Source organism: Corynebacterium sp. LaCa54 (genome assembly GCF_046717495.1).
In the GTDB taxonomy this organism is placed as follows: domain Bacteria; phylum Actinomycetota; class Actinomycetes; order Mycobacteriales; family Mycobacteriaceae; genus Corynebacterium; species Corynebacterium kefirresidentii.
Map to the genome: position 1 here is coordinate 2,214,416 of NZ_CP177115.1, position 24,738 is coordinate 2,239,153.

Annotated in this window: 24 protein-coding genes; 16 read left to right on the plus strand and 8 right to left on the minus strand. The window is 57.4% G+C overall.

Translation table 11 applies throughout. The features are described 5' to 3' along the window. Nucleotides 1-5 precede the first annotated feature (5 nt). From ACLI1M_RS10675 to ACLI1M_RS10700, 6 genes are all read left to right on the plus strand, one after another. Entirely contained in the window at nt 6-182 is a 177-nt protein-coding gene (locus ACLI1M_RS10675) for a hypothetical protein (protein WP_023020008.1), read from the plus strand. 693 nt (nt 183-875) lie between these two features. Then, nucleotides 876-1,556, plus strand: coding sequence for a sensor histidine kinase (locus ACLI1M_RS10680; protein ID WP_232212556.1), 681 nt, complete (start codon nt 876-878; stop codon nt 1,554-1,556). A gap of 90 nt (nt 1,557-1,646) precedes the next feature. Further along, complete coding sequence (locus ACLI1M_RS10685) at nt 1,647-1,802, plus strand: hypothetical protein (protein ID WP_023020010.1); 156 nt, start codon at nt 1,647-1,649, stop codon at nt 1,800-1,802. A gap of 11 nt (nt 1,803-1,813) precedes the next feature. After that, nucleotides 1,814-2,473, plus strand: coding sequence for a response regulator transcription factor (locus ACLI1M_RS10690; protein ID WP_234288155.1), 660 nt, complete (start codon nt 1,814-1,816; stop codon nt 2,471-2,473). A gap of 597 nt (nt 2,474-3,070) precedes the next feature. Then, nucleotides 3,071-6,514 carry a bifunctional proline dehydrogenase/L-glutamate gamma-semialdehyde dehydrogenase gene (locus ACLI1M_RS10695; protein ID WP_248100036.1) on the plus strand — a complete coding sequence of 1,148 codons (3,444 nt, stop codon included), beginning with the start codon at nt 3,071-3,073 and terminating at the stop codon, nt 6,512-6,514. A gap of 106 nt (nt 6,515-6,620) precedes the next feature. Further along, entirely contained in the window at nt 6,621-7,994 is a 1,374-nt protein-coding gene (locus ACLI1M_RS10700) for an AI-2E family transporter (RefSeq protein ID WP_200288581.1), read from the plus strand. Between the two features lie 52 nt (nt 7,995-8,046). Here the strand turns inward: ACLI1M_RS10700 and ACLI1M_RS10705 are convergent, their stop codons facing one another. Both ACLI1M_RS10705 and ACLI1M_RS10710 read right to left on the minus strand, forming a co-directional pair. Next, on the minus strand, nt 8,047-8,637 hold the full coding sequence (locus tag ACLI1M_RS10705; RefSeq protein ID WP_200288580.1) for a nucleosidase: 591 nt from the start codon (nt 8,635-8,637) through the stop codon (nt 8,047-8,049). A 23-nt stretch (nt 8,638-8,660) separates the two neighbouring features. Next, nucleotides 8,661-9,689 (minus strand): hypothetical protein, encoded by a 1,029-nt coding sequence (locus tag ACLI1M_RS10710; RefSeq protein WP_411706569.1) that lies wholly within the window; start codon nt 9,687-9,689, stop codon nt 8,661-8,663. Between the two features lie 326 nt (nt 9,690-10,015). On the opposite strand from ACLI1M_RS10710, the gene ACLI1M_RS10715 reads away from it, so the two are divergent. The 6 genes from ACLI1M_RS10715 to ACLI1M_RS10740 all read left to right on the plus strand — a co-directional run bounded on the left by ACLI1M_RS10715 (nt 10,016) and on the right by ACLI1M_RS10740 (nt 14,176). After that, nucleotides 10,016-11,002 (plus strand): hypothetical protein, encoded by a 987-nt coding sequence (locus ACLI1M_RS10715; RefSeq protein WP_239208680.1) that lies wholly within the window; start codon nt 10,016-10,018, stop codon nt 11,000-11,002. 269 nt (nt 11,003-11,271) lie between these two features. Beyond that, complete coding sequence (locus ACLI1M_RS10720) at nt 11,272-11,826, plus strand: LppP/LprE family lipoprotein (protein ID WP_200288578.1); 555 nt, start codon at nt 11,272-11,274, stop codon at nt 11,824-11,826. 98 nt (nt 11,827-11,924) lie between these two features. Further along, nucleotides 11,925-13,079 (plus strand): TRAFAC clade GTPase domain-containing protein, encoded by a 1,155-nt coding sequence (locus tag ACLI1M_RS10725; RefSeq protein ID WP_200288577.1) that lies wholly within the window; start codon nt 11,925-11,927, stop codon nt 13,077-13,079. Further along, nucleotides 13,070-13,396: a hypothetical protein gene (locus tag ACLI1M_RS10730; protein WP_086588807.1), complete on the plus strand. Its 327-nt coding sequence runs from the start codon at nt 13,070-13,072 to the stop codon at nt 13,394-13,396. Before ACLI1M_RS10725 ends, ACLI1M_RS10730 begins: the two co-directional genes overlap by 10 nt. A 69-nt stretch (nt 13,397-13,465) precedes the next feature. Next, nucleotides 13,466-13,870: a hypothetical protein gene (locus ACLI1M_RS10735; RefSeq protein ID WP_200288576.1), complete on the plus strand. Its 405-nt coding sequence runs from the start codon at nt 13,466-13,468 to the stop codon at nt 13,868-13,870. 111 nt (nt 13,871-13,981) lie between these two features. Beyond that, nucleotides 13,982-14,176 carry a hypothetical protein gene (locus tag ACLI1M_RS10740; protein ID WP_200288575.1) on the plus strand — a complete coding sequence of 65 codons (195 nt, stop codon included), beginning with the start codon at nt 13,982-13,984 and terminating at the stop codon, nt 14,174-14,176. Here ACLI1M_RS10740 and ACLI1M_RS10745 read toward each other — a convergent pair. From ACLI1M_RS10745 to ACLI1M_RS10755, 3 genes are read right to left on the minus strand one after another with little or no spacing between them, the layout of a single operon-like run. Further along, complete coding sequence (locus tag ACLI1M_RS10745) at nt 14,173-15,456, minus strand: sulfate adenylyltransferase subunit 1 (protein WP_200288574.1); 1,284 nt, start codon at nt 15,454-15,456, stop codon at nt 14,173-14,175. The genes ACLI1M_RS10740 and ACLI1M_RS10745 overlap by 4 nt on opposite strands. Continuing rightward, nucleotides 15,456-16,355, minus strand: coding sequence for a sulfate adenylyltransferase subunit CysD (gene cysD / locus ACLI1M_RS10750; protein WP_200288573.1), 900 nt, complete (start codon nt 16,353-16,355; stop codon nt 15,456-15,458). The genes ACLI1M_RS10745 and cysD overlap by 1 nt, the downstream gene beginning before the upstream one ends. After that, complete coding sequence (locus ACLI1M_RS10755; protein WP_200288572.1) at nt 16,355-17,140, minus strand: phosphoadenylyl-sulfate reductase; 786 nt, start codon at nt 17,138-17,140, stop codon at nt 16,355-16,357. The genes cysD and ACLI1M_RS10755 overlap by 1 nt, the downstream gene beginning before the upstream one ends. A 173-nt stretch (nt 17,141-17,313) precedes the next feature. Between ACLI1M_RS10755 and ACLI1M_RS10760 the strand changes: the two genes are divergently transcribed. The 3 genes from ACLI1M_RS10760 to ACLI1M_RS10770 all read left to right on the plus strand — a co-directional run bounded on the left by ACLI1M_RS10760 (nt 17,314) and on the right by ACLI1M_RS10770 (nt 21,498). Continuing rightward, nucleotides 17,314-17,733 carry a methylenetetrahydrofolate--tRNA-(uracil-5-)-methyltransferase gene (locus tag ACLI1M_RS10760; RefSeq protein WP_200288571.1) on the plus strand — a complete coding sequence of 140 codons (420 nt, stop codon included), beginning with the start codon at nt 17,314-17,316 and terminating at the stop codon, nt 17,731-17,733. A gap of 85 nt (nt 17,734-17,818) precedes the next feature. Beyond that, on the plus strand, nt 17,819-19,561 hold the full coding sequence (locus ACLI1M_RS10765) for an ABC transporter ATP-binding protein (protein WP_248100032.1): 1,743 nt from the start codon (nt 17,819-17,821) through the stop codon (nt 19,559-19,561). After that, nucleotides 19,561-21,498, plus strand: a complete 1,938-nt coding sequence (locus tag ACLI1M_RS10770) for an ABC transporter ATP-binding protein (RefSeq protein ID WP_282439265.1) — start codon at nt 19,561-19,563, stop codon at nt 21,496-21,498. The genes ACLI1M_RS10765 and ACLI1M_RS10770 overlap by 1 nt, the downstream gene beginning before the upstream one ends. A 13-nt stretch (nt 21,499-21,511) precedes the next feature. Here ACLI1M_RS10770 and ACLI1M_RS10775 read toward each other — a convergent pair whose 3' ends face one another. Genes ACLI1M_RS10775 through ACLI1M_RS10785 form a run of 3 tightly spaced genes read right to left on the minus strand, consistent with a single transcriptional unit; the run spans nt 21,512 to nt 23,221 of the window. Continuing rightward, nucleotides 21,512-22,141, minus strand: coding sequence for a hypothetical protein (locus tag ACLI1M_RS10775; RefSeq protein ID WP_248100030.1), 630 nt, complete (start codon nt 22,139-22,141; stop codon nt 21,512-21,514). A 2-nt stretch (nt 22,142-22,143) separates the two neighbouring features. Further along, nucleotides 22,144-22,620, minus strand: a complete 477-nt coding sequence (locus tag ACLI1M_RS10780; RefSeq protein ID WP_248100028.1) for a DUF6114 domain-containing protein — start codon at nt 22,618-22,620, stop codon at nt 22,144-22,146. 25 nt (nt 22,621-22,645) lie between these two features. After that, the gene (locus ACLI1M_RS10785; protein ID WP_248100026.1) at nt 22,646-23,221 is read right to left on the minus strand and encodes a DUF6230 family protein; all 576 of its coding nucleotides are present in this window, start codon (nt 23,219-23,221) and stop codon (nt 22,646-22,648) included. 436 nt (nt 23,222-23,657) lie between these two features. On the opposite strand from ACLI1M_RS10785, the gene ACLI1M_RS10790 reads away from it, so the two are divergent. Beyond that, nucleotides 23,658-24,701 (plus strand): oxygenase MpaB family protein, encoded by a 1,044-nt coding sequence (locus ACLI1M_RS10790; protein ID WP_248100023.1) that lies wholly within the window; start codon nt 23,658-23,660, stop codon nt 24,699-24,701. The last annotated feature ends 37 nt before the right edge of the window (nt 24,702-24,738 follow it).

Sequence of the window (24,738 nt, forward strand, 5' to 3'; positions counted from 1 at the left end):
TGTATATGTTCGATTCCCTAGTAGACCTCAGCTCCGCCATCGACTTCGAGGCACTCGTCAAGGGCATCAAGGGCCTCGTCGAGGCTTCCTCCGAGTCCAACACCGACTCCGAGGGCCTGGCCTCCGTATTCGAGGGCCTGTCCTCCAAGGATGACGCAGAGGCTGCTGCAGAAGCTAAGTAATTAGCACTCTGCACTCCTTCATGAAGACCAGCTAAACCCCCTCACCTTCTACCTCCGCACGGAACCCACCACAAGGAACCGTGCACGAAGGTGCGGGGGTTTCGCTGTTTTCAATCGCTGTTTCACGTTCGCTGTACCTACACTAGGGAGATAAACCCCATTGAGCCTTAGCATCCAGGAAGCGTGGACAGCACCGTGTCGAAACCTTCACAGCCACCCCTTCACCAACGCATCCGCGCGGCCATGACCCTGCAGCGAACAGCCGCCCTAACCGCGGTGATTTGTGTAGCACTGACACTACTTGGCGCATTCCTTACCTCCACTGAATATCAATTGTCCGCAGCAGTCTTGGGACTGGCCCTTACAGCCATTGCTACGACTGCTTACCGCTGGCCGTTGAGCATGAGCGCCGCGTTCGTCATCACTTGGGCGATCGCCACGCTTCTCGCCAGAACCCCTCTTGTTAGCTCAATATTTCTCGCTCCTGTGTTTCTTGCAGTAGTGGCGTATCACGGAAAGCACATACGCACGATCGCAATAGGTTTGGTTCTGTGGCTTTGTGGACTAGTCGATCCTGTGGAGCTCACTTTAAGCTTGCACCCTGCACCAGCCCTTACGTGGGGAATGCTTATTGGAGTCGGCGGCGTTATTGGAGCAATATTCGCGCACTCAGCTGATCGCTACAGATCCGCAATGATGGAGTGGAACGATGACGTGAAGCGTCGTCAATCTGATCTCGCTGAAACCTTGCACAACTCGGTAGTTTCTAATCTGACCGTAAATACGATGCAATTGGAGGCTCTCAGCCTTGAATACTCCAAACAGCCGGAGCTAGTCCGAAAGCTCGATGCACTCAGTGATTCCATGCGCTCATCAATGTCCGAGGTTCGCGCACTAACAAAGGTCCTGCGCAACAACATTGATGGGGTAAACGATGGCATGAGTTTTGGCACCACGACAAAACCCACGAGTTTTGCTCAACTCATCTCAGAGGAAGAAGAGCGCCTTCAGCGCCTCAACCGGGCGCCCGTAGTAGAAGTACGCGGTGAGGAGTTTGCGCCGGAATTCCCACAGGAGATCCTCGACCCCATCGCGGCTATCACTACGGAAGCATGCCTTAACGCCGTGAAGTATTCACCTCCGGGCGCAGAAATTACGATTTCTGTCCGCCCGCATGTGGGTTGGACTGTCGTAACCATTACAAATCCCATTGCAAAACCCACGAGCAAGACCACCGATATGTCCTCCGGTATTGGAATGTCCTCGATGACTCGGATCGCTGCTACGATCGACGCACGCTTAGAGACAAACTTGGAATCGGAAAGATGGGAGTTGACTCTTTCTCTGCCACCCAGTCTCCATAAGCGGCGTTAGTTCCACCACGTTGTATAGCAAGCGTTTAATTCTTGCACTAAGCTGTCGCTTGTTTCTGGCAAATACAAATCTTTAAAAAGGAGCGCCCTCATGCAGGCCGCACTCGCTAGCTTTCTCGCCCCACTGATGTTGTCTTCTTCCATCTTCGGCGCTGGCCTTACACCCGGCGAGCTGCCGCAAACTACGAAATACGAATCTCCTGTTGATATCGCTTTCGGCTGCCCTGCACCATGGTGCGGGAGGTAAAAACATCCCTCTTGGTCGTCGATGACGACCCACTTGTCCTTGAGGCCTTGGGGCGCTATTTTGCCTCGGCTGAGGACATGGAGGTGCGCGCCACCGCAGAAAATGGCAAGGTCGCTCTCGCGCTTTTGCAGGAGCAGGACTTTGACGTCATTGTCGCGGACATCCATATGCCCGAGATGGATGGCACTACCCTCTTGCGTGAGGTCAATAAGCTGGAAGACCCACCGGTCTTCGTCGCCATGACCGCAATGGACAATGATGAAACCCTCAAAGAGGTCATGGCCAATAAGGCTGCGGCTTATATTCTGAAAAGCTCCAAGCCGGTCTACATTTTGGATACTGTGCGTGAGGCTGTACGCGGCGGCACGGTTGTCACCCCGCAATCCCTCACCCGCCTATTTGAACAGCTTCCTGATTGGAACACTGAGGGCACCGACGCTAATACAGCAGCAGCGACCGCGAAGATTAAGGACAACCACCACATCTCGCCTGCTTTAGAGCAGGTCTTGGACCTGGTCTGCCAAGGCAAATCCAATGAAGAAATTGCCAAGAGCACACACTATGCACCGGGCACAGTGAAGAAGTATGTGTCCACCCTGCTCAGTGAATTCCACGCCAAGTCGCGGCTTGAGCTGGCAGTGAAGGCGCTCAAGGCCGGCTACGGTTCTTAGAACCCAATTGTTGGACAATCCGGGGGTGGGCTACCCCCGGATGCGTCAATACCCCCTCTAAACCCCACATGCTGGGGTTTATTTTTTGTTTTTCTACCCCCGTTACCGTTTTGCAAAGGAGACTAGCATCACGTTTGGTGCTTCCCTATAATTACGACAACACCAAAGTTCATAGTATTTCCTAGGCAACAATCGCAGCCTGAACCTGCAGGGTTGCCGCACGTCAGAGCGCTATACCGCTCACGTTTCTTCCTCTGCCCCTATAGTCACGTCATAGAAAGCAGGTGAGTGTTGAACACCAACCTGGCGCGCGTTCGTCGCAGCAGCGATAGGCCTCCCGTCCGCATTCGGCCCGCATAAAGGCCCGCTGAACATCGCATTTCACCACGAATCTCTGCGACCCTCACATTGCGTCGCGCGCACCCGCGTGTTCGCTCCTCACCCAGCTGCACCCTGCAGCACCACATAGCTCACCGCTCACCATCCAGACGCCGTATCGCCCAGCAATTCCAGACCGGCGCAGATACATCTACCTTCACTCCCGCGTGAAGGGTGGTGTCTAGGATGTGACCCGTTTGAAATAGAGGTAGAACCCATATGACTTCTCCTGCAAATACCCGCTTGCCCATCTCTGATGATGTGGAAGCAGTCCTGCCCGCAGCGATTAGCCGCGCCCACGACTGGTTGAAGTCCACTGCGGACGAAGAAGATAAGGCCACCGAACAGCTCGCGGACCTGCTGCGCGATGACGACGGCGTGAAGTTCACCATGGACTTCGTCGACCGCGTCATGCGCCCAGAAGATGACAAGGTTGCCGCACACGCGCTGAAGGATATTTCCTCCCACTATGACCCGTCGTTCCTAGGCAGCATCAATGGTGCGCTCGTTGGCGCCGGTGGCTTCTTCGGTCCAATCCTGCCCAACCTGGTCATGCCGGTGGCCCGCCTATACATGCGCAAGATGGTTGGCCACCTCGTTCTGGACGCCGAGTCTGATGCACTCAACAAGATTCTGGACAAGGCCGCCGAATCCGGCGAACAGCTCAACCTCAACCTGCTGGGTGAGGCCGTGCTCGGTGAGGAAGAGGCTAAGTCCCGCGCGCAGCGCACCCTCAAGCTCATCCAGAACCCACGCGTAACCTACGTTTCGGTCAAGGCTTCCTCCATGGTGGCCCAGCTCAATCACTGGGATATCGATGGCTCGGTAGAGCGCCTCAAGGAGCGCCTGCGCCCGCTGTATCAGGCTGCTGCCGACCGCACCGACAAGGTCTTTATCAACATGGACATGGAGGAGTACCACGATCTCCACCTGACCATCCGCCTGTTCAAGGAGCTGCTCAGCGAGCCGGAGTTCCTCACCCTAGATGCCGGCATCGTGCTGCAGGCTTACCTGCCAGATACCTTCGATGCGCTCAAGGATGTCGCTGACTTTGCCAAGGAGCGCGTGGCTAAGGGCGGCGGCAAGGTCAAGGTGCGCATTGTAAAGGGCGCGAACCTATCCATGGAAACCGTGCAGGGCGAGGTCCACGATTGGCCGCTGGCTACCTACACCAACAAGCTCGACGTAGATGCCAACTACTACCGCCTTTTGGATTTCATCCTGCGCGAAGAGTACGCCGATAGCGTCCGCATCGGTGTAGCAACCCACAACCTCTATACCGCGGCAATGGCCTATGAGCTGGGCAAGAAGCGCGGCGTGCTGCACATGATGGATTCGGAGATGCTGCAGGGCATGTCCCCAGCGCAGCAGGCAGCGGTGCGCAAGGTCTTTGACGGCCGCCAGATCCTCTATACCCCGGTTGTCCACGCAGAAGACTTCGATGTCGCCGTGTCCTACCTGGTACGCCGCTTGGAAGAGAACTCCGCACCGCAGAACTTCCTCTACGCACTCTTTGCCCCAGGCGAGGAGCCGCTTGCGGACCAGGAAGAGACGTTCCGTCGGGCCGTCGCCAAGCGCTGGGACACCTTCGCTGGCGCCCGCCGCACCCAGAACCGCCTCGAGGAGGATGGCCGCCAGGCACCGCGCACCGGCCGCTTTACCAACGAGGCCGATACTGACTCGGCTCTTGCCCCGAACCGCCAGTGGGCACAGGAAGCGCTCAAGCGCAACCCGGGCGAACACGGCATCGCAGAGGTCACCGACCCAGCCGCGGTAGAAAGCCACATCGCCCGCGCCAAGGAGCTCGGCACCGAGTGGGGTAAGCGTCCTGCCGCCGAGCGCGCTGCGGCCCTCGAGGCGGTCGCGGACGAGATTGCTTCCCAGCGCGGTAAGTTCATCTCTGTGGCTGCGTATGAGGCCAATAAGACCGTTACTCAGACCGACCCTGAGGTCTCTGAGGCGATTGACTTCTGCACCTACTACGGCCAGTCCGCGCGCCTGCTGGAGGAGTCCTACTCCCAGTTCACCCCGCACACCGTCACCGTGGTAACCCCGCCGTGGAACTTCCCCATTGCCATCCCGACCGGCGGCATTGCGGCGTCCTTGGCGGCTGGCTCGGCGGTTATCGTCAAGCCAGCCCCGCAGGTAGTTCACTGTGGCAAGCTCGTGGTGGAAGCCTTCCGCACCGCCCTCGAGGCGCAGGGCCTGGATCCGGATTTGGTGCAGCTCGTGCTCACCGATGAAGCCGAGGCCGGCAAGGCGCTGCTCTCCCACGATGATGTAGACAATGTCATCCTCACCGGCGCGTCCGATACCGGTGCACTCTTCCGTTCCTGGAAGCCCAAGATGAACATCATGGCAGAGACTTCCGGTAAGAACGCGCTCATTATCACCCCAGCGGCAGACCCCGACTTGGCCATCGATGACCTCTACAACTCCGCTTTCGGTCACTCTGGCCAGAAGTGCTCGGCGGCCTCCCTGGTCATCTTCGTCGGCGCGGCAGGCAAGTCCGAGCGTCTGCGCACCCAGCTATTGGATGCTGTCAAGACCCTTAAGCCGGGCCCGGGCTTTGATATCACCACGACCATGAACGGCTTGGCCGAGGAACCAAGCGAGAAGCTCCTGCGCGGCCTCACCCAGCTCGAACCGGGTGAGAAGTGGCTACTCAAGCCGGAAAAGCTCAACCAGGAAGGCACCCTGTGGTCCCCGGGCATTCGCGATAATGTGCAGCCGGGCTCCTGGTACCACAAGAATGAGTGCTTCGGCCCCATCCTTGGCATCATGTACGCCGATACGTTGGAAGAGGCTATTGCCTGGCAAAACGACACCGGCTATGGCCTGACTGGCGGCATCCACTCGCTTGATGACGCCGAGATTGAGTACTGGATCGACAACGTTGAGGTGGGCAATGCCTACGTCAACCGCGGCATTACCGGCGCGATTGTGCAGCGCCAGTCCTTCGGCGGTTGGAAGAAGTCCGTCATGGGCCCGGGTGCTAAGGCCGGCGGCCCGAACTACGTGGCGCAGATGGGTGAATGGGCCGATGGCGAGCTCAAGCCACGCAATGTGGACATCGCTCCAGCTAGCCTCGCCGCGCTGCACCGCCTGCGCGATAACCTCTCCGGCAAGCTCACCGAGGACGACATCACTTGGCTATGGCGCGCCGCAGAGCTGGACCAGCTGGCTTGGCAGGAGGAGTTCGGCCGCAACCACGACCGCACCGGGTTGGTCTCTGAGGCCAATATCTTCCGCTACCGTCAGCTACTGACCAAGCTGCGCGTGCGTGTGGGCGAGGGCTACGCGCTGCGCGAAGTTGCTCGCCAGGTGCTGGCAGCCGCCATCACCGGTACTGCAACGGAAATCTCCGCCACCCCGGAGGTTGCTACCCAGCTGCAGGACCTCGGTTTCGATATCAAGGCCATTACCGACGAGGCTTTTGCCACCGACGTGGCCAATGCCCCCTCCTCCCGCGTGCGCGCCTTGGGCACCGTGCCGGATTCCATCTACGAGTCCGCAGTGCGCTCCAACTCCGTGGTGCTGGACCAGCCCGTGCTTGCCGACGGCCGCCGTGAGCTCATCCCTTACCTCCTTGAGCAGGCAGTCTCTGTAACCATGCACCGCTTCGGCATCATCCGCAACGTAGGCAACCTGCGCGAGGAGTAATCTCCCGCCGCATTAAAGGCACTCCCAGGAGGTAGCGTCCCGCCCGTGGGCCGCTACCTCCTTTTCGTATATACGCTGCACGTTTTATGTGGCATAGTGGTAAGCAATGTCTACATCACATAATTCATCTTCCCGCGACGAGGCCCAGCGCCCGTCTGCGCAGGAACAAGGCACCGCAACGCAAATCCAGAAGCCAGGCGAAGAAGATTCGCATACCCTCGTCGCTTATGATGATGCGCATCTCGGTGCAGAAGCCGCCAGCGAGCACCCCGCTGAGCGCGATGATAAATCTGCCATCCTGGCCAAGGACTTCCGCACCATGGCCAAGGTCTCGGTGGTCTTTATCCTCATCGTCGCCGGCTTGGCCCTGGCGGGCTATTTGCTCAAGTTCATCTGGGTAGGCCTGCTCCCTGTCCTGCTCGCCATCCTTGTCTCCACGGTGCTCTACCCAGTCAGCGCCTGGCTGCGCGGCAAGGGATTCCCGCGCTCACTCGCGGCCGTGAGCACTTTGCTCGGCCTGATCATTATCTTCTGCGGCGTCTTTGCCGCCATGGCCCCAGTGGTCACCAGCCAAAGCCAAACGCTCATTGACCAAGCCGAGGATGGCATTAACCAGCTGACGGAGATGGTGGAAAAATCCCCCATCGATATCCGAAGCGACCAGCTGCAATCCGTGCTCCAAGACGTGGTCAAGTTTGCCAAGGGTCAAGCATCCACCATCGCCACCGGCGTCATCTCTGGTTTCTCCATGGCCAGCTCCATCGTCGTGGCCGCGCTGATCATGCTCTTTGTCACCTTCTTCATCATCAAAGATGGCGACAAATTCCTGCCCTGGCTGCGCAAGTACACCGGCAACTCCACCGGCTGGCATGTCACTGAGCTGGGCGCGCGCATCTGGAAGACCTTGTCCGGCTTTATCCAGGCCCAAGCCGCCGTGGCCATGGTGGACGCTATACTTATCGGCCTTGGCCTGTGGGCTCTGCAAGTTCCGTTAGCACTCGTCATCGCCGTGGTGACCTTCTTCGCCAGCTTCATCCCCATCATCGGTGCCGTAACCGCCGGTGCTTTGGCAGTTATTATCGCTCTGGTATCCAATGGACTAACCAACGCGCTTCTTGCTTTGGCAGTTATCATCATCGTTCAGCAAGTAGAAGGCAACGTCCTCCAACCATTGCTGCAGTCCAAGGCCATGGGCCTGCACGCCACGGTCGTCCTACTCTCTGTGACCGTTGGCTCCACCCTGGCCGGCATTGTTGGCGCGTTCCTCGCCGTCCCCGTGGCCGCAACCATTGCCGTTGTCGTGCGCTACCACGCCGAAATGGCTGCGCTGCGCTCCGGGGAAGTCGAGCCTTCAGATATAGACATCATCACCGGCTCCAAGGATGATCCTGAAGACTTCAGCGACGTCACCTACGAACATGACGAGACTCCACGCGATATGGTAGAGCAGCTCTACCAGTCCATGAGCCCGCTGAGCTAAGACTCAGCGACCACAAGCAGCGCGCCGGCCCTCCGCCGGCGCGCTTTAGTATTTAGCGCAGAAAGCCTAGATCCGTAGCGGCCGAGGCGAGCTGGCGCGCGCCTCGGTCGAGGACGTTGGCCCACGTGCCCTTGGACTCCTCATTCGCGGAATCGGAGACCTGCTTGAGCAGGGTGCAGGGCACGTCGAAGCGCTGGCATACTGCGGCAATGGAATAGCCTTCCATGTCGCAGAGCTGGGATTTTTGGGCCAGCTCAGTGCGCAGGGCGGTATCGGAGACAAACATATCGCCCGTGGCCAGCCCACGAACCGGCAAGCGGCCGGAGGTTTCCAGCTCGATGACCTCTGGCAGCAGGTAGCGGTTGATATCGGTAAGCACCTCGAGCTTGAAGTCGTGTTTGGTGACCTTGCCTACTTCGAAGACGCCAGCCATGCCGTCGACAAGCGCGCCGGCCGTGCCGATATTGACCACGCGCTCGGGAAGGGCGCCATTAGCGCGGGCGTCGGCAAGAGCCTCCGTTAGGGCAATGGCCGCTGGAACCGTGCCGATTCCAGTAATGAGCAGGGGCTCGCCCTCCGGAATGTGCGCGGCCTCCGCATCGACAGCGGCGACAAAAAGGGTACGTCCGTTGAGATTCTCCATGCCTGTGAGAATACCTGCCCGCCCTAATCGAAGTTCAACGTGCGGTTCTTCTGGCGCAGGCGAATCGTAATATTCTTCTGGCCAGCACCGAGTGCGATAATTTTCCCGCTGAGCACGCGCGCGACCGCCAGGTCGGCCTCCGTGGGGGCTTCGGCGGCCACCTGTGCCGTGGGTAGCCAGGCGTCGTGCGGATCAGGCGCGCCAAGGTGAATGAGCCGCTCGCGCTCCACGTCAATCCAATAGCCTTCAGTGGCCATAAAGCGATCGTGGCTCCCATCGAAGGAATCGCGGCGCCACCCGCCCTCGGCCACACGGAAAACAAAGGGGCAATAACCAAAACGCGAAGGCACGATATAACGCGTCTGAGGGCTAACGCGCCAATGACCGCGCGCGGAGCTCCAGACTTGGCGGTAGGTATCAGCCAGGCTCATACCCAGCCGCAGGCGCTGTTGTCTGTCCTCGTCTAGCCCCGCATCTTCTACCTGCGTATTTAGCTCACCCAGGCGCGTAGCATCTGCCACGTACATGCCCAGCCATGCCTCTTCCGGCGTCGTATACGGCCCGGTGATATCGCGGTGAAAGGACCCCGGAATTGCCTTGTGTGCGTCCTGGGGCAGGCGCTGGCGCGCAGCAAAAGCCCACAGCCGCGGATGCCCCATGCGGTAGAGCACCACCGTCGCCCGTGGCAGGCGGTCATGCACCTGTCGGCGCGTCAAGTAATCACCAGCACTGATGCGCCGCAGCAGCTGCTTGGCGACGTCCCCCTCCACCTGCTGCTCCATTCCCGGCGCGACTTCCATGTCCGACAGCTGGCTAAGCAGCATCAGATCGATGATGTCTCCCAAATCAAAGACCTGGTTCAATTCCGACTGTGCTTCGGAGCCGAAGGCCTCGATAGCGTCATAGCCTAGGGCACTACCCAAGCGACGGATGAGATCCGGGGACACACTCACCCGGTTGCGAGTTGCGTGCAATTCCGCGGCGTTGAGATTGCGGTCCAGCCCCACGAGGGCTCCTTTCTCCCCCTCATTGGGGAAATAATTTTTGGTCATGCTTGGACTTAAGCCGGACATTGGCCTCCCCGGTTTCCTTCATTTGGGTCTTGTCTCGGAAAGCAGGCATCAGATGAAGCCCTTCTAGGAGGTTTTGGGACTTCTCAGCTTGGTCGCTGTTGGTTTTTCAGTCAGACAGATTATGACGTACTTAATCCCTACGAGTTCCATAATAGAAAAGTGGCACGTTGCAAATACCCCTTTCATAGTCCCATTCGAGAGAATCTTTGCAACTCTTATGCCTATAGTATGACGCGGAATGATTCTTAATCATTCTCTTTCTTTCGCATTTCTCTTTCTGGACAGCGCACAAAGGAGCCTTACCTTTGAACGACAAGAATTCTTGGGGTCCACCAGACTCAACCCCACTTTCAGATTCGAACGGGCCTGCCTCCTCTATGCAGGACCCCGGCACAGGAACAAGCACTGAATCTTCAAGCAAAGGCACGCGCACCGCCATTATTGTCGTTGCCGCTCTCGCCATCATTGCGCTTATTGGCGGTGGCGCCTGGGCGCTAACGGGAAACAAGGATTCTGATGGTTCGAGCAGCGCTGAACCGAATTTTCATTCTCAAGAAAACAGCAGCGAGGAAACTACCGAAGGAGCGGCTTCTGAAGAAGAATCCACTCTTGAAAAGAAAGCTGCGTCTACACAAGCTAAGAGCGCTAGCACTGGACCTTCCGCAGAGGAGAAGTGTGGAACGCTAGCCGATGACCTAATGGACGTTCCAATTGGCACGCTTCAGCTGTTTTGCGATGGCACCTGGCTTTACATGGCCCAAAAGCAATCCTCAAATTATGGACTGTTCTACTGGACCGATAATGAGTGGAAGTTGTATCGGTCTGACAATACGACTGGAGACTCCGTCAATCAGTGCTACGACAAGGGCAAGTTGGACACGGCTGGCGCCCCGAAGCAGCTGACCAACCAGCTCCAACTCTGCGATGCACAGCAAACGCAAACTCCAAAGGTTCGCGACAGGCCCATTACCGCCGAGGAGGAGTTTCCGCCAGAAGATTATTGGTACGGCGAATGCGATGGCAGCTACGTACTCATCGCGGAATCGGTCATCATCCCGCCGGCAACTGATCCGATTTCCGAGCCCTACCGAGTGCACAAAAAGTACCCAGGTTCCAAGATAATCCGGGGCGGCGCATGTAGTTCCCTGCGCAGCCGTACTGAGAGCGGCTCTGTCTATGCCATCATCTATGAAGCCGGCCACAGCGTGGAAAAGGTTTGCGAGCTCAAGGCTAAATACGGCGGCAATGCCCGATCCCTCAATAATGACGCGGATTTCTCTGACCCCTGCTAACCCCGATTCCGCGTTCGATTCCCTGTCACTCCCCTTCTGCTGCGTTGTCTCCCTACACCCGCTACAACGCAGCGTGCACCCCTTTGACTTTTCATCTACCGCCTCAATTTGAAAGCAATATCTTATGCCTAAATCATCTGCCCACCTAGGCCGAAATAAGCCGTATAAGCATTGCAGCGAGCGCCGCCCTTATTAGTTTCTCCTTGGCTTCCTGCGATGACGAAACGTCGGATACAACCGCACAGGAGTTTTCGGTTGAGTCGGCGTCAATGTCCGTTACGGAAGAAAGTAGCGATGCCAAGCCGGAAGAATCGTCCACTGACTCTGCTGCGGCGGAAGAAGAACCTACTCGGCCGGTGCCACCGAACGTGATGATGGATGACGAGCAGCCGAGCCCAGAAGCCGACACCACTTCGTCGTGTGGCGCGGCAGATGCCCAAGCTGCTTTCTCCGAGGGCGTATCCCAAGTAGCTCCGTGGGGCACCATCGGATGGCAGCTTTTCGATTCCTCAGGCTACGATCCCTGTGCATCTCTATCGTGGGAAACGCTGATGGTTGAGGGAGGAACTAGTTCTTCACCCTTCCACATTATGTTGTTTAACCATGGCGAATATTTAGGCACCGCAACGGCAAAGCCCTATGGATTCGCCCCCACTATTGAGCGCGTCAGTGACTCCGAGATCGCGGTAACCTACCACTGGCCGCGCGAAGGCGAAGGCAACGCGAACCGCTCCGGTACGACTGACGCTGGCTTCCGCTGGGATGAAGGCCAGAAAAAGGTCATCATGTCCGGCGACGTACCGCCAACATCTGTAGGCAGCTAAAGGCGTAATCAATCCACCGCTTTTACCCACCCCTTGGCCTCTGAAGAATTTCTCGCAGGCGTCAGGCATGATGTTTTCAGCTGATGTATTTTCGCACTATGAGCAAACAACAAATTCACCAGCACATCGCAGTTTTTGGTCAGGCTGGAAGCGGAAAGACAGTCCTTCTTTCCTCACTCTTTGGCCGCTTCCACGAGCCATCGACTATCCATAAGAACGGGTACAGATTCTTAGCGGACGATTCTGCGCGCGGAAATAAACTGCTCCAAAAATACTTGGGAATGAAGGAGCAAGCCCAAGCTCCGATGCAGGATAAGTTTGTTTCCTCTCCATTCGGTTTTAAATTCGTACCAGAGTCACAGCCCTTGGACGCGAAGAAGAAGACTTCGCACATTGGCATTACTTGGCATGACTATCCAGGCGAATGGTTCGAGTCAGAGGTCAGCTCTGAAAGCGAACGAAATGATCGGGCTCATACTTTCCGCCAGCTGATCCAATCAGATGTCGCTCTGGTTTTGGTTGACGCACAAAAGCTGCTCGACCACGAAGGCGACGAAGATCGCTACCTCAAGTCACTATTCGGCACCTTCCGGAACACATTGCTGGGCATTAAATCCGACATCATTGCTGACAATGAACGGCTGGAGCAGTTTCCCCGCATCTGGGTTATCGCGCTTTCTAAAGCCGACCTCATGCCGGAGTTGGATGCGCACAGGCTCCATGAGCTCGTCGTTCTTCATGCCGCTGATGAACTGAACGCGCTGCGCAAAGTTCTGGCAGATTTCGTCAACGGCGACGAGGCTCTATCCGTCGGAGAGGACTACATCGTCATCTCTTCAGCTGAATTCAAGAACGGCACAATTGATTTAGAAAAGCACAAAGGCGTCGACGCCTTGCTTCCGTTATCTACGATTTTGCCTATCCAGCGCTACCAGCGGTGGAATGTATTGCGCCTTCTCCCGGCTGGCCTAGCGGACGAAAAGATGGTGAAAAGGGGACTTGGTATAGCACAATCGGCTTTTGCGATGCTTGGCAAAGTAAACAAGATGCCATTTAATTTCCTGGCCAAGGCTCAAGGTATCGCTGGTCTGGTTGACCCGCTCATGTCTGCAGCCATTCCGGTGATTGCCGAGGCTCGAAAGAATGCGGTGGAAAAGCATGCATTTAAGGAATTGTTGCTTACAGATTTCGTCATGAAATTGCGCGAGAGCATCGACAACGACATTCTCGAAAGGTCGCCGCGATGGAAATAATCTGGGCTACGCGAGGCAAACACTGGGGCCATAAGTTCTTACTCGATGGCGGCTATAAGGACCCATTGCCGCCATATCTTGAGGCATTTTCGGGCTTTGAAAACTCCCGCCACGTGTTTGAGCGCTGCAATGGACACTTGGCATTAAGGTTTCCAGATCCAGAGGAACGCCATGATGAATCAGGTCGCTTGATTTACCACGACCTAGTTATCAGCGGCCATGCCATTACCGATGTACGCTCCTACGACGAAGCATGCTCTTTTATGTGGCCCTTGATTGCGGACGAATACAGCAAGCTCTGGAATGCAGAAAATTAGAAAAGAATCTGGGCTCTTTAAACAGTTAATCGCCGCCGTGAATATCAAGACCTTATCCCCAGAGGAATAATGAAGGTGACTGATGGCTGGAATTCAACAGAATTCGCGGAGAAGATGAACTGCCTACTAAAGCGATACTACGCAGGAGACAATGGGCTTTCTCCGGCTGCAGTAGAGCTTCGGGCGGTGTGGAGAACTGCAGGACTCGCATACGCCATTTTCACAGTCTCGAAACCGAGAGGGATTGCGTATGTGGGAGTGGAAATGACGGTTCTTCCGGGACTTGGTTCTGCCATGTCGGAAGAAGAAACCGCTATAGAAGGCTGGTTAGACCGATTAGCCGGAGATACGCTGGCCAGCGCATTGGACTACAACGAAGATGACAAAATCCAATGGCAGGGAAAGGTCGCCGGCAACACTCCAGAATTTTTCTCAGAGCTAGGCCCCGCTGTGGGAGAAGTATTCTTCCCATAAGTACCAAAAGCCTAGAGGGGCGCGGCAGCCAAAAGTGGCCGCGTTCTAGGCTTTCGCGGGGAACTAGGAGCAGGTTATCGTGGCCAAAGCGTAGCCGAAGGAGAGATAGTAATGAGCGAGAAGACGTTTCAGCAGAAGTTCGGAGCTTTCGCTCTGGTGGCGGCGGTTGTCCTGCTGAGCGTGAACTTAACCGTAGTAGGGCCTACGGTGTTCGGTATCTCCACGCCGCTACTGCTCGGAGTCACGGGCATCATTATGATGCGCGGTGACAGAAGTGAGAGCAGCAGCGGCACGAAGAACAACTAACGCAGGCGGTGGCCCACGAATCCGGCGGCGAGGGTGTTGCCGGAAGATTGGTCGATGAGCAGGAAGTTGCCCACCGCGCCGCGGGCGGCGTAGTCCTCGACGGGGAGCTCGGCTTGGGTCTGGATGGTGATGTGGGCGATGTCGTTCATGGCGACGGACTCGGGGTTCTCAAAATCGGAAACGCCATCGAGGTCCAGGGTGCGAGTGATGGCGGCGATGCGGGCTTTGACCAGGGAGGATCCGTAGCGCAGCTTGAGCATCTGTCCGGGCTTGATGTCCTTTTCGGTCAGGCCAACGACTGTGGCATCGAATTCGCGGGTGGCTGCGGGGCGTTGGGACCCAGCGATGAGATCACCGCGGGCGAGATCGATGTCGTCGGCAAGCAAGAGCGTCACGGAGTCGCCGGTGGTGGCGGAGTCGGCGGGGCCGTCGGCAGTGTCAATCTGGGTGACGGTGCTGGTGCGGCCTTCGGGAAGGCCAACCTCATCGCCCACGGAGATGGAGCCTGCCTTCACGCGGCCGGCGTAGCCGCGGTAATCGGAGGCGTGCTCGCGGATGACGTACTGAATGGGGAAACGGAAGTCCAGCTCATCGGCGCGGCCAGTGGCCACGGGGACGGTCTCGAGCACCTCGAGGACAGTCGGTCCGGTGTACCAGGGCATATTAGAGGAACGCTCGACCACGTTATCGCCCTTGAGCGCGGAAATCGGCACCACGGTGGTATCAGTGATGCCCAAGCGCGCGGCGATCTGGTTGAACTCGGACTCGATATCGCGAAAGACCTGCTCTTCATAGTCCACGAGGTCAATCTTGTTCACCGCGAGGACCACGTGGCGCACACCAAGGAGGGCGGCGACGTTGAGGTGGCGGCGGGTTTGTTCGACGACGCCATGGCGGGCGTCGATAAGAAGCACCACTACCTGGGAGGTAGACATGCCGGTGACCGTATTGCGGGTGTACTGCACGTGCCCCGGGGTATCGGCGAGGATGAAGGTGCGCTTATCCGTGGCGAAGTAGCGATAAGCCACGTCGATGGTAATGCCCTGCTCGCGCTCGGCCCGCAGACCGTCGACAAGCAAAGAGAGGTCCATGCCGTCGAAGCCGCGGTCGGTGGAGGTGCGCTCCATGGACTCCACCTGGTCTGCAAGCACGGACTTGGTGTCATAGAGCAGGCGGCCGACGAAGGTGGACTTGCCGTCATCGACGGAGCCGGCGGTGCACAGGCGCAGGGTATCGCGCTGCTTGAGGGCGCCGACATTCGGCGCGAGGGTGGTCGTCATCAGAAGTAGCCTTCCTTCTTGCGGTCCTCCATGGCGGACTCGGAGAGTTTGTCATCGGCGCGGGTGGCACCGCGCTCAGAAAGGGTGGAAATGGAAATCTCCGCCAGCACCTCATCCGGCGTCGATGCGGTAGATTCCACGGCGCCGGTGCAGGACATATCGCCCACGGTGCGGTAGCGCACGGTGCGGGTTTCCAGCTCCTCCCCCTCGGCCGGGCCGCCCCATTCACCAGGGGCTAGCCACATACCATTGCGCTTGAATACCTCGCGCTCATGCGAGTAGTAAATGGAGGGCAGCTCCAGTTCGCGGGCGCCGATGTATTCCCAAATATCGGACTCGGTCCAGTTGGAAATGGGGAATACGCGAACGTTTTCGCCGGTCATTTTGCCGCCGTTATACAGATCCCAGAGCTCGGGGCGCTGGCGGCGAGGATCCCAGCCGCCAAAGGAATCGCGGATGGAGAAGATGCGCTCCTTGGCACGGGCGCGCTCCTCATCGCGGCGGGCGCCACCACATACGGCGTCATACTCGCGCTCGGCGATGGTCTCTACCAGCGGCACGGACTGCAGCGGGTTGCGGGTACCATCGGGACGCTCCTGGAGGTCGCCGCGGTCGATCCAATCCTGGACGCGGGCGACGTGCAGGCGGGCACCGGATTCTTCCACGAGGCGGTCGCGGAAGTCGATGACCTCGGGGAAGTTATGCCCGGTATCGACGTGGAGGAGCTCGAACGGAACCGTGGCCGGAGCGAAGGCGCGGCGGGCCAGCTCGAAGACAACGACGGAGTCCTTGCCTCCCGAAAAGAGGATGCCTACCTTGTCGAATTGGCCGGCCACCTCACGCAGGATGTGGATAGACTCGTTTTCAAGGTCTTTGAGGTGTGGGGAAAGTGTGCTCATTATTCGTGTAACCCGCATTCTGTCTTGCCGTCTGCAAATACGCGCCCGGATCGGGCATCTTCGCCTTCGCCAACTGGGAAGGTCAGCGGGGCGCAGCCGATGGAGCGGTATCCCTGCAGGGTGAGTGGGTGGATGATGAGGTCGTTGTCCTCGATATAGCGGTCCGTATCGTCTAAATCCCAGGTGATGATGGGCGATATCTTCAATCGTCCGGTGCGATCCAAGCTCAGCGCCGGGGCGGTGGCGCGGTGCTCGGAATCGGCGCGGCGCAGGCCGGTAACCCAGCCGGCATACGGGTCCATCGCCATATTTAGCGGTTCCACCTTGCGCATGCGGTTATAGGCCGCGGTATCGCGGGCATACAGGCGCGGGCCGTAGACCTCGTCTTGTTCTTCTGGGCTCAATAGCGGCAGCACCCGCACTAGGGGCAGGTCCCGGTAGCGCTTTTCTACCTCATCGGCCACCTGGAGGGTTTCCGGGAAGTGCCAGCCAGTATCGATGAAAAGCAGATCCGCATCGAGCCCGGCGCGGTGGGCGAGCTCGGCCAAGACCGTATTTTCCATGGACATGGTCACCGCAAGGCGGCCGGGAGCGTGCTCGGCGGCCCATTCGGTGATGGTTTCGGCAGAGGCATCGTGCAGCTTATCCGCCCACTGGTCTACCAATTGCTGGTTGCGCGCGGCTACCTCGGCGTCCAGCGGCGCGGTATCCCGCGTGCCTTCCGGGGAGATGCTGGGGTCACGGTAGTTCTTGCCACCGTCCAGCAGGTTCGTTGTTGGGTTCATGCCGTCACACATTAGGCAAAACCCCAAGGCGGTGCAGGAGATTATGCGCGAAAAGCCGCTGAGCTTGGCGGGAGGTGCGAATAAAAAGTTTCCAATCCGTACCAAGCGGACTAGATTTACAGACAAGACAGTCTATTGCGGGGTATTTGCGCCCCACCCAAGGAGGCACTTCCATGCAGCGTATAGCCATCATCGGGGAGGGGCCGTCCGCCCTATCCACCGCCGAAAAGCTTATCAGCGCTGGCATGTGTGTGGACCTCATTACTCAACGTACCGCACCATTCGGTCTACTTCGACGCTTTGCCGGCCTCGCGGGCGTGCTTGCCGACGCCGTCTCAGGATCCCACTGCGGCCCCGGCACCACTCCCCGGCTCCGTCTCATCGGCAACGTGCGCGTAGGGCCCGACGGCGATATCACCCATAACGAAATCCACCGCCTTTCTGCCGCTGGCGACCGCGATCTGCTCATTCTCGAGCTCAAGGCCCGCGGCGTGGCCGTCACCACTTGGGAAGGTTTGTGCACCCCCCTCGAAGACTTCGAGGATTGGAACAGTGTCATCACCCGCGCCCAGCTGGCGCATGTGGGGATTTAAAGGAAGACTCAGACTAGCGCCCCGCTCACCCTAGATATAAACTTGCACGGCTACCCAGCCACGGCAAGGAAAGGGGCGCGAGTCCATGGATCTGGTTCGCATTCTCATTACACGGTCGGCGCCGTATACGCCGTATTTCATCGCGGTACTTGTCCTGCAGGCCTTGTCAACAGCTGCCACGCTGTACCTCCCATCGCTGAATGCCAAGATCATTGATGAAGGCGTGGCCCAAGGCGATGTGGATTTCATTTGGCACACCGGTGGGATCATGCTTGCCGTTGCTTTTGCCCAAGTCATCACCGCCATTGGCGCCGTATGGTGCGGCAGCCGCACCGCCATGGGCGTAGGCAGAGATTTACGCAGCCAAGTTTTTCGCCACGTTAATTCCCTATCTACTGAGGACATGAGCCGCTTTGGCACGCCTACGCTTATCACCCGTGGCACCAATGACATCCAGCAGGTGCAAATGGTCTATATGATGATGCTCAACTTCATGGTGACCGCGCCTATCATGTCCATCGGCGGCATCATCATGGCCATGCGCGAAGACGCCGGGCTGTCCTGGCTGGTGTGGGTGTCCGTGGCAGTATTGCTCGGCACGATTTCCGTCATCATTGCCCGTCTCATGCCACTCTTTCACATCATGCAGGACAAGCTGGATGCCATCAATGGCACCCTGCGCGAGCAAATTACCGGCATTCGCGTGGTGCGCGCCTTCGTGCGTGAGGCCTATGAAACCGAGCGATTTACCCAAGCCAATAAGGAAATTACCCGCCTGTCCCTGAACATTGGCCGCCTTTTCGTGGTGATGTTCCCGCTCATTACGGTGATCCTCAACGTGGCCACGGGCGCGGTGCTGTGGTTTGGCGGTCACCGCGTGGATGACGGGCTAGTCAACGTCGGCTCGCTCACGGCGTTCTTGCAATATTTGCTCCAGATCCTGGCCGCAGTCATGATGGGTACCTTCATGGCGATGATGCTGCCCCGCGCCATTATCTGTGCACGCCGCATTACCGAGGTCCTCAAACACGAACCATCCATTACTCCGCCTAGCACTACAACTACCCCGGACACGGCCACGGGCACGGTGGAATTCCGCAACGTGGGCTTTTCCTATTCTGGTGCGGATGCGCCAGTGCTAGAAAATATTTCCTTTACCGCCCAGCCCGGCACCACTACGGCCATCATCGGTTCGACCGGCGCGGGCAAGACCACCCTCATTTCCCTTATCCCGCGCCTTTATGTCCCAACCGAGGGCCAAGTGCTTATCGACGCCACCCCTACCACCTCCCTGGCCCGCCAGGACATCGTCCAGCGCGTGTCCATCGTTCCACAAAAGGCCTACCTATTTAGCGGCACGGTGGCCTCCAACCTGCGTCTTGGTCGCCCAGAAGCTACCGATGAGGAGCTCTGGGAGGCGCTGCGCGTAGCCCAGGCGGATTTCGTGGAGGACCTAGACATGCCTATCGCTCAAGGTGGCACCAATGTCTCCGGCGGCCAACGCCAACGCCTATCCATCGCGCGCATGCTGGTCGCCCGCCCGCTGGTCTATCTCTTCGACGATTCCTTCTCTGCCCTTGATGTGGCTACCGATGCCAAGGTGCGCGCCGCAATGCAGGCTTCCTTCGCACAGCGTGAGCAACCGGTGACCAGCATAATCGTCGCCCAGCGCGTGGCCTCTATCCGCTATGCCGACCAAATCCTGGTACTCGATGCCGGACGCATTGTTGACCGTGGCACGCACGAAGAACTTCTCGATCGCTGCGCGGTGTACCAAGAAATTGTTGATTCCCAAGAAACCGCCGCTGCTGCAGGAGGCGAGAACTAATGGCTGAAAATACCGCCTCCACCGCCGAGCCCACGGATAACGCTCCTGACGTCATGGGGGAATCTGCACCCCGCCAAGCCAAGAATTTTTGGCCCTCCATCAAACGCCTCTTTTCCTTGCTTGCTCCATTTAAGCGCAGCCTATGGGCCGTGGCAGCTATGAATGTTGTCTGCATTTTCTTAGCCGTTGTGGCTCCAAAAATCATGGGCAAGGCCATGGACGTCATCTTCGCCGGAGTTATTTCCCGTAACCTTCCCACCGATATAACCGCCCAACAAGCCATCGATGGCATGCGCGCTCAAGGACAGGACCGCTTCGCGGACATGGCTTCCGCCATGGATTTCATCCCTGGCGAAGGCATTAACTTTAACCGCTTGGGCACGCTCATCATCACCGTAATCGCGATGTACATCGTCTCTTCCGGCTTCCAATGGTGGCAGGGCGCCATTCTCAACAAGGTGAGCATGGATACCGTATTTGACCTGCGTGAGCGGGTAGAGGCCAAGATTAATGCGCTGCCGTTGAATTACTTTGATTCCCAGCAGCGCGGCGATATCCTCTCACGCACCACCAATGACATCGACAACGTGCAGCAGGCACTGCAGCAAGCACTCTCGCAGCTGTTTTATGACGCTCTGTTGGTCATCGGCATCACCATCATGATGTTTAGCGTTTCTTGGCAGCTCGCGCTGGTTGCTCTCCTAGCTCTGCCGCTTACCGCCCTAGTCATCGGGGTCATCGGCGGCCGCTCACAGCGCCAATTCAAAACGCAATGGCGCTCTACCGGCCAGCTCAATGGCCAGGTAGAAGAATCCTTCTCCGGCCATGACCTTGCCATCGTCTTCGGCCGCACAGAAGCTATGACGGAGGAATTTGATAAGCGCAACGAAGAGCTTTACCGCTCCGCGGCAAAAGCACAATTCCTCTCCGGCAGCATGATGCCAATCATGCAGTTCCTGTCCTATCTGTCCTACGTTGCCATCGCGGTCTTGGGTGGCCTGCGCGTGGCTAATGGCCACATGAATTTGGGCGCAGCCACTGCTTTCATCCAGTATTCTCGCGAGTTCAACCAGCCGCTGGGCCAGCTTGGTGGCATGATGCAGCAGGTCCAATCCGGCGTGGCCTCGGCCGAACGCGTCTTTGAGCTTCTCGACGCCGAAGAACAATCCCCCGACACCACCGACGAGGACCTCCCCGGCCGCGCTCGCGGACTCGTTGAGTTCCAAGACGTTGATTTCTCCTACTCGGAGGATAAAGAACTCATCACCGGCCTCAACCTGCGCGTGGAGCCCGGCCAGACCGCGGCCATTGTCGGCCCCACCGGAGCCGGCAAAACAACCTTGGTCAACCTGCTGATGCGCTTTTATGAATTAGACGGCGGTCAGATTCTCATTGACGGGCACGATATCGCCCGCATGCCCCGCCAGACGCTGCGCTCCCAGGTGGGCATGGTGCTCCAGGACGCCGTGCTTTTCAAAGGGTCGATCATGGACAACATTCGCTACGGCCGCTTGGACGCGACGGATGAGGAAGTCATCGCCGCAGCTAAAGCGACTTATGTGGACCGCTTCGTCCACGCGCTGCCCGAGGGCTACGACACCATTATCGATCAAGACGGCGGCGCCATCTCGGCCGGCGAGCGCCAGCTCATCACCATTGCCCGCGCGTTTTTGGCCCAGCCCGCGCTGCTCATTCTCGACGAAGCCACCTCTTCGGTCGATACCCGCACTGAGGTACTCGTCCAAGAAGCGATGAACGCACTGCGCGCAGATCGCACCTCCTTCGTCATCGCCCACCGCTTATCTACTATTCGCGATGCCGATCTCATCCTCGTCATGGAAAACGGCACCATCGTTGAACAGGGCTCGCACGACGATCTGCTCAATGCCCAGGGGGCGTACTGGCGCCTGCATCAATCCCAGTTCGCCCAAGGCTAAAGGCTGCGAGCTGCTACCCGCCTATATTCAATTGAACTCGGGGAGCGTTGAACTTATGGCCGGTGAGGTTCACCAGCTCCATGGTGACGTCCTCGAGCGCAATGTGATCCATGAGGGGGTCAGGAATGTTAGCGTCCGGAACTGAGTGTGGCTTGGGCACCCCCAGTTGGTCGAGCACATCGTTGACGTTTTCGGCCCCTAGATCAATGTCCACCGGAATTGTTGGCGTATTTTCAACAGCAGGGGTGGCCCTCAGTCCCGAAGCGAGAACCGTGACCGGACCATCCGTCACGGTTGTCTCGGCGTCGCCAGTAGTCAATTTTCCCTGCCCCGTAGCGCCAGGAAGAGTCAAAGAAAGTCCGCGTGCCACCAACTTGTCACCCACGAGTTTCAAGGCTCGCTCTTCACCATTCACGGAAGGCACAGTCACAAGCGAAGCGCGTACGTTGCCAGTCAGTGTGACCTTGTCTGCGGTGACGATGCTGTGCTCCGACTGGGCTAAGGCCAAAGCTTCTTGGGCACTGGATTCCTCCGGGTCGCTTACGGCGCACACAACTGTTGCGGAGCACACCACAACGGCCGCGCTAGTCTTTAGAGCAAGCGACGAATGGGACAACAACTGTTTGAAAGATTGGGTGCCCATACTCAGCCCTTTACCCTTCCCCGTTCTCTAGGCTGCCAAGCAAAGGTGAGTGCGCCACCGATTATCCCCAAGAGCGAGCCGATAACAAACCCTCCAATATTGGAGGTCGGCAAAGCAACGATTGCAACTAGAATTCCCAGCACGCCAACGTAGGTTGCCGTTTCCTGCCTAAACCAAGCCCCTAAACCAAACATGATAAGTAGGGCACCGATGAGCAGGGTAGAAACACCGGAAACGGTAGAGATCATCACCAGTAGATCCGAAATATGGATCGTTATATAGGCAGGGGCGGCGATAACTACCCCGGAAAGAATTAATAAAAGCCCGCCAGCGAAAGGACGCTTTTTCCGCCAAATTTTAAAGCGCTCCCACCTTCCACGCTTTTCCTCGCCAAGATTTCCTTCTTCCACGGTCTCTTCTTGCAATCCAGATTGGACATCACTGTCAGAAACCTTGTCTTTGTCCTCTACCACCGGCATGCTGAGGGTTTCTTCTTGCGAAGAACTAGCAGCCATTCTCGTGTCCTCTCTTTACATCCACGTTTACGCCCTTTGCAGAAAGCTTTTCAGCCCCCACGGAGGTGGTGCGGATGTCATCTGCGCTCAATACCACCTTTTCGGAGTTCAGTCCCCACGCGCCAGGTGCTGCGCGATCATTTACTTGGTGCGCATCAATACCCACGTTGGCATTGGTCAGATCTAGTTGACCCTTGATGTCCGTTGCCCCAACCAGCAGGTTTCGCACCTCAACACTGTTATCACCTTCGGCTCGCAACGCAAAAGTGGTCTCGCCGACGCCAGGAACGTCTGGAATCGTCGCCGACAAGCAAAGATTTGAAGCCAAGGCATGCTCGAACTTCAAACGCGCTGCAGGAACTGTTTCCTTAGCCATATCGTCTTTGTCCACAAAGATAGACAGCCCCTCGCCTTCCAAGTGACTCATGGAGACTTTAAAAAAAGTACCTGAAAGGGCCAGGTTTGCAGTCAAACCACCTTGCGCTACCGCAAATCCGGTTACACCAAAAGCCGCCAACCCAGCAGTCAGCGCCACTGCAAATTTTGGAATGCTTATTCTGCCCATGAAGGGACCTTTCTCTAACAAAAATAACCTATGCAGAGCTAAGGCTTCCCGCCGCTCTCGCTGCTCTGAAGATCTCCATTGTGCCAAGAAGCCACGTGACCATTAAGACAATCACACAGCTAGCTCAAAATTGCCTTTACTAGTAATTTTTCACATTCTAACACAAGCTGAGATGTGGGACACAATCTTGCGATCCCAATTACATAATTCACCAAACCATCTAATAAATAAGCACGCCCCTTCGCTTTCGGAACCTTGAAACGGAAGCGAGATCGGTCGCAATAAACCCCCAGCTCGGAAGAGCACACCCCCACAGGTCTCGTCCACCCCAATAACATGCCCCTCGGTACCAGTTTGTGCTTCACACAACATGGAACCCTCTGTGTGTGATACGCTACACAACATTCCATAGTTAACTTTTAGAGAGGGCTTTCCAATGTCTAACTTGCCTGATTCCAAAAATTCTCCTGAAATTAGTGAATCTAGCCAGGACACTGCTAACAACGAATCTAAGCGCAAGCTGCGCCGTGCCCCACTAGGTCCTGACTCCCTGCTTTGGAAATGGGGCTCAGACAACCGCCTACAGCTCTTGCGCGGGTACACCGGAATTTTGCAGAATATGCACCCGGCCATCGGACAATCACTGCTCGACCACTCCAAGTTTTTTGACGAGCCCTTCGCACGCCTTCAACGCTCCACACCGCAAATCATTCAGTCCATCTACGACGATGGAGACTTAGCCGAGCGCATCCGCGATTATCACGTGACTATCAAAGGAACCCTGCAAAGCGGCGAGCGATACCACTCCCTCAATCCGGAAACTTACTGGTGGGCTCACGCCACCTTTGTCTATCGCGTTATTTACGCACAGGATCTATTTGGCACGCCTTTCACCAAGGCTGAGCGCGATCAACTGGTCCGCGAAGGCGTGACGTGGTGGGATAAGTACGGCATGTCTGAGCGCCCAGTCATTGACAACTATGACGATCTCGTCGCCTATATGGATGACATGGTTGAAAACGTGCTTGAGCGCAACGAGACGGTCGACTTCGCGCTGCGCACAGCTCGTGTAGAACCAGTCAAGGCCCCCGATGGTGTCCCGCCTCGGTTGTGGAAAATTATCTGGAAGCCGATCATGCGCAGCACTATCTGGCTCACTATTGGCACCCTGCCAGAAAAGTATCGCCGGATTCTGGATCTGGAATGGACCTCGCGAGACCAAAAGCGCTTCGATCGCATAGCTAAGGCTATTCGAAAGGTTTTCACTCTCCTCCCCGAGGACAAGCGCTTCATGGAACCGGGCCGCTCACTAATGATCAAAAACGGCATGATCGAGGGCAAATACAAGGAGCCTAAGACCATTCAGGCCTACCAGCCCAAGAATGAAGCCGCCGAGGCTTCCGATACGGCTAAACCGAATGCCGAAGGCGATTCTAATGACGCAGTTGCAGCGCGCCGCGCTGCAGGCTGCCCGTTCTAATTCATCCACACCGGGTTCGTGAGCAGACCAGCTCACG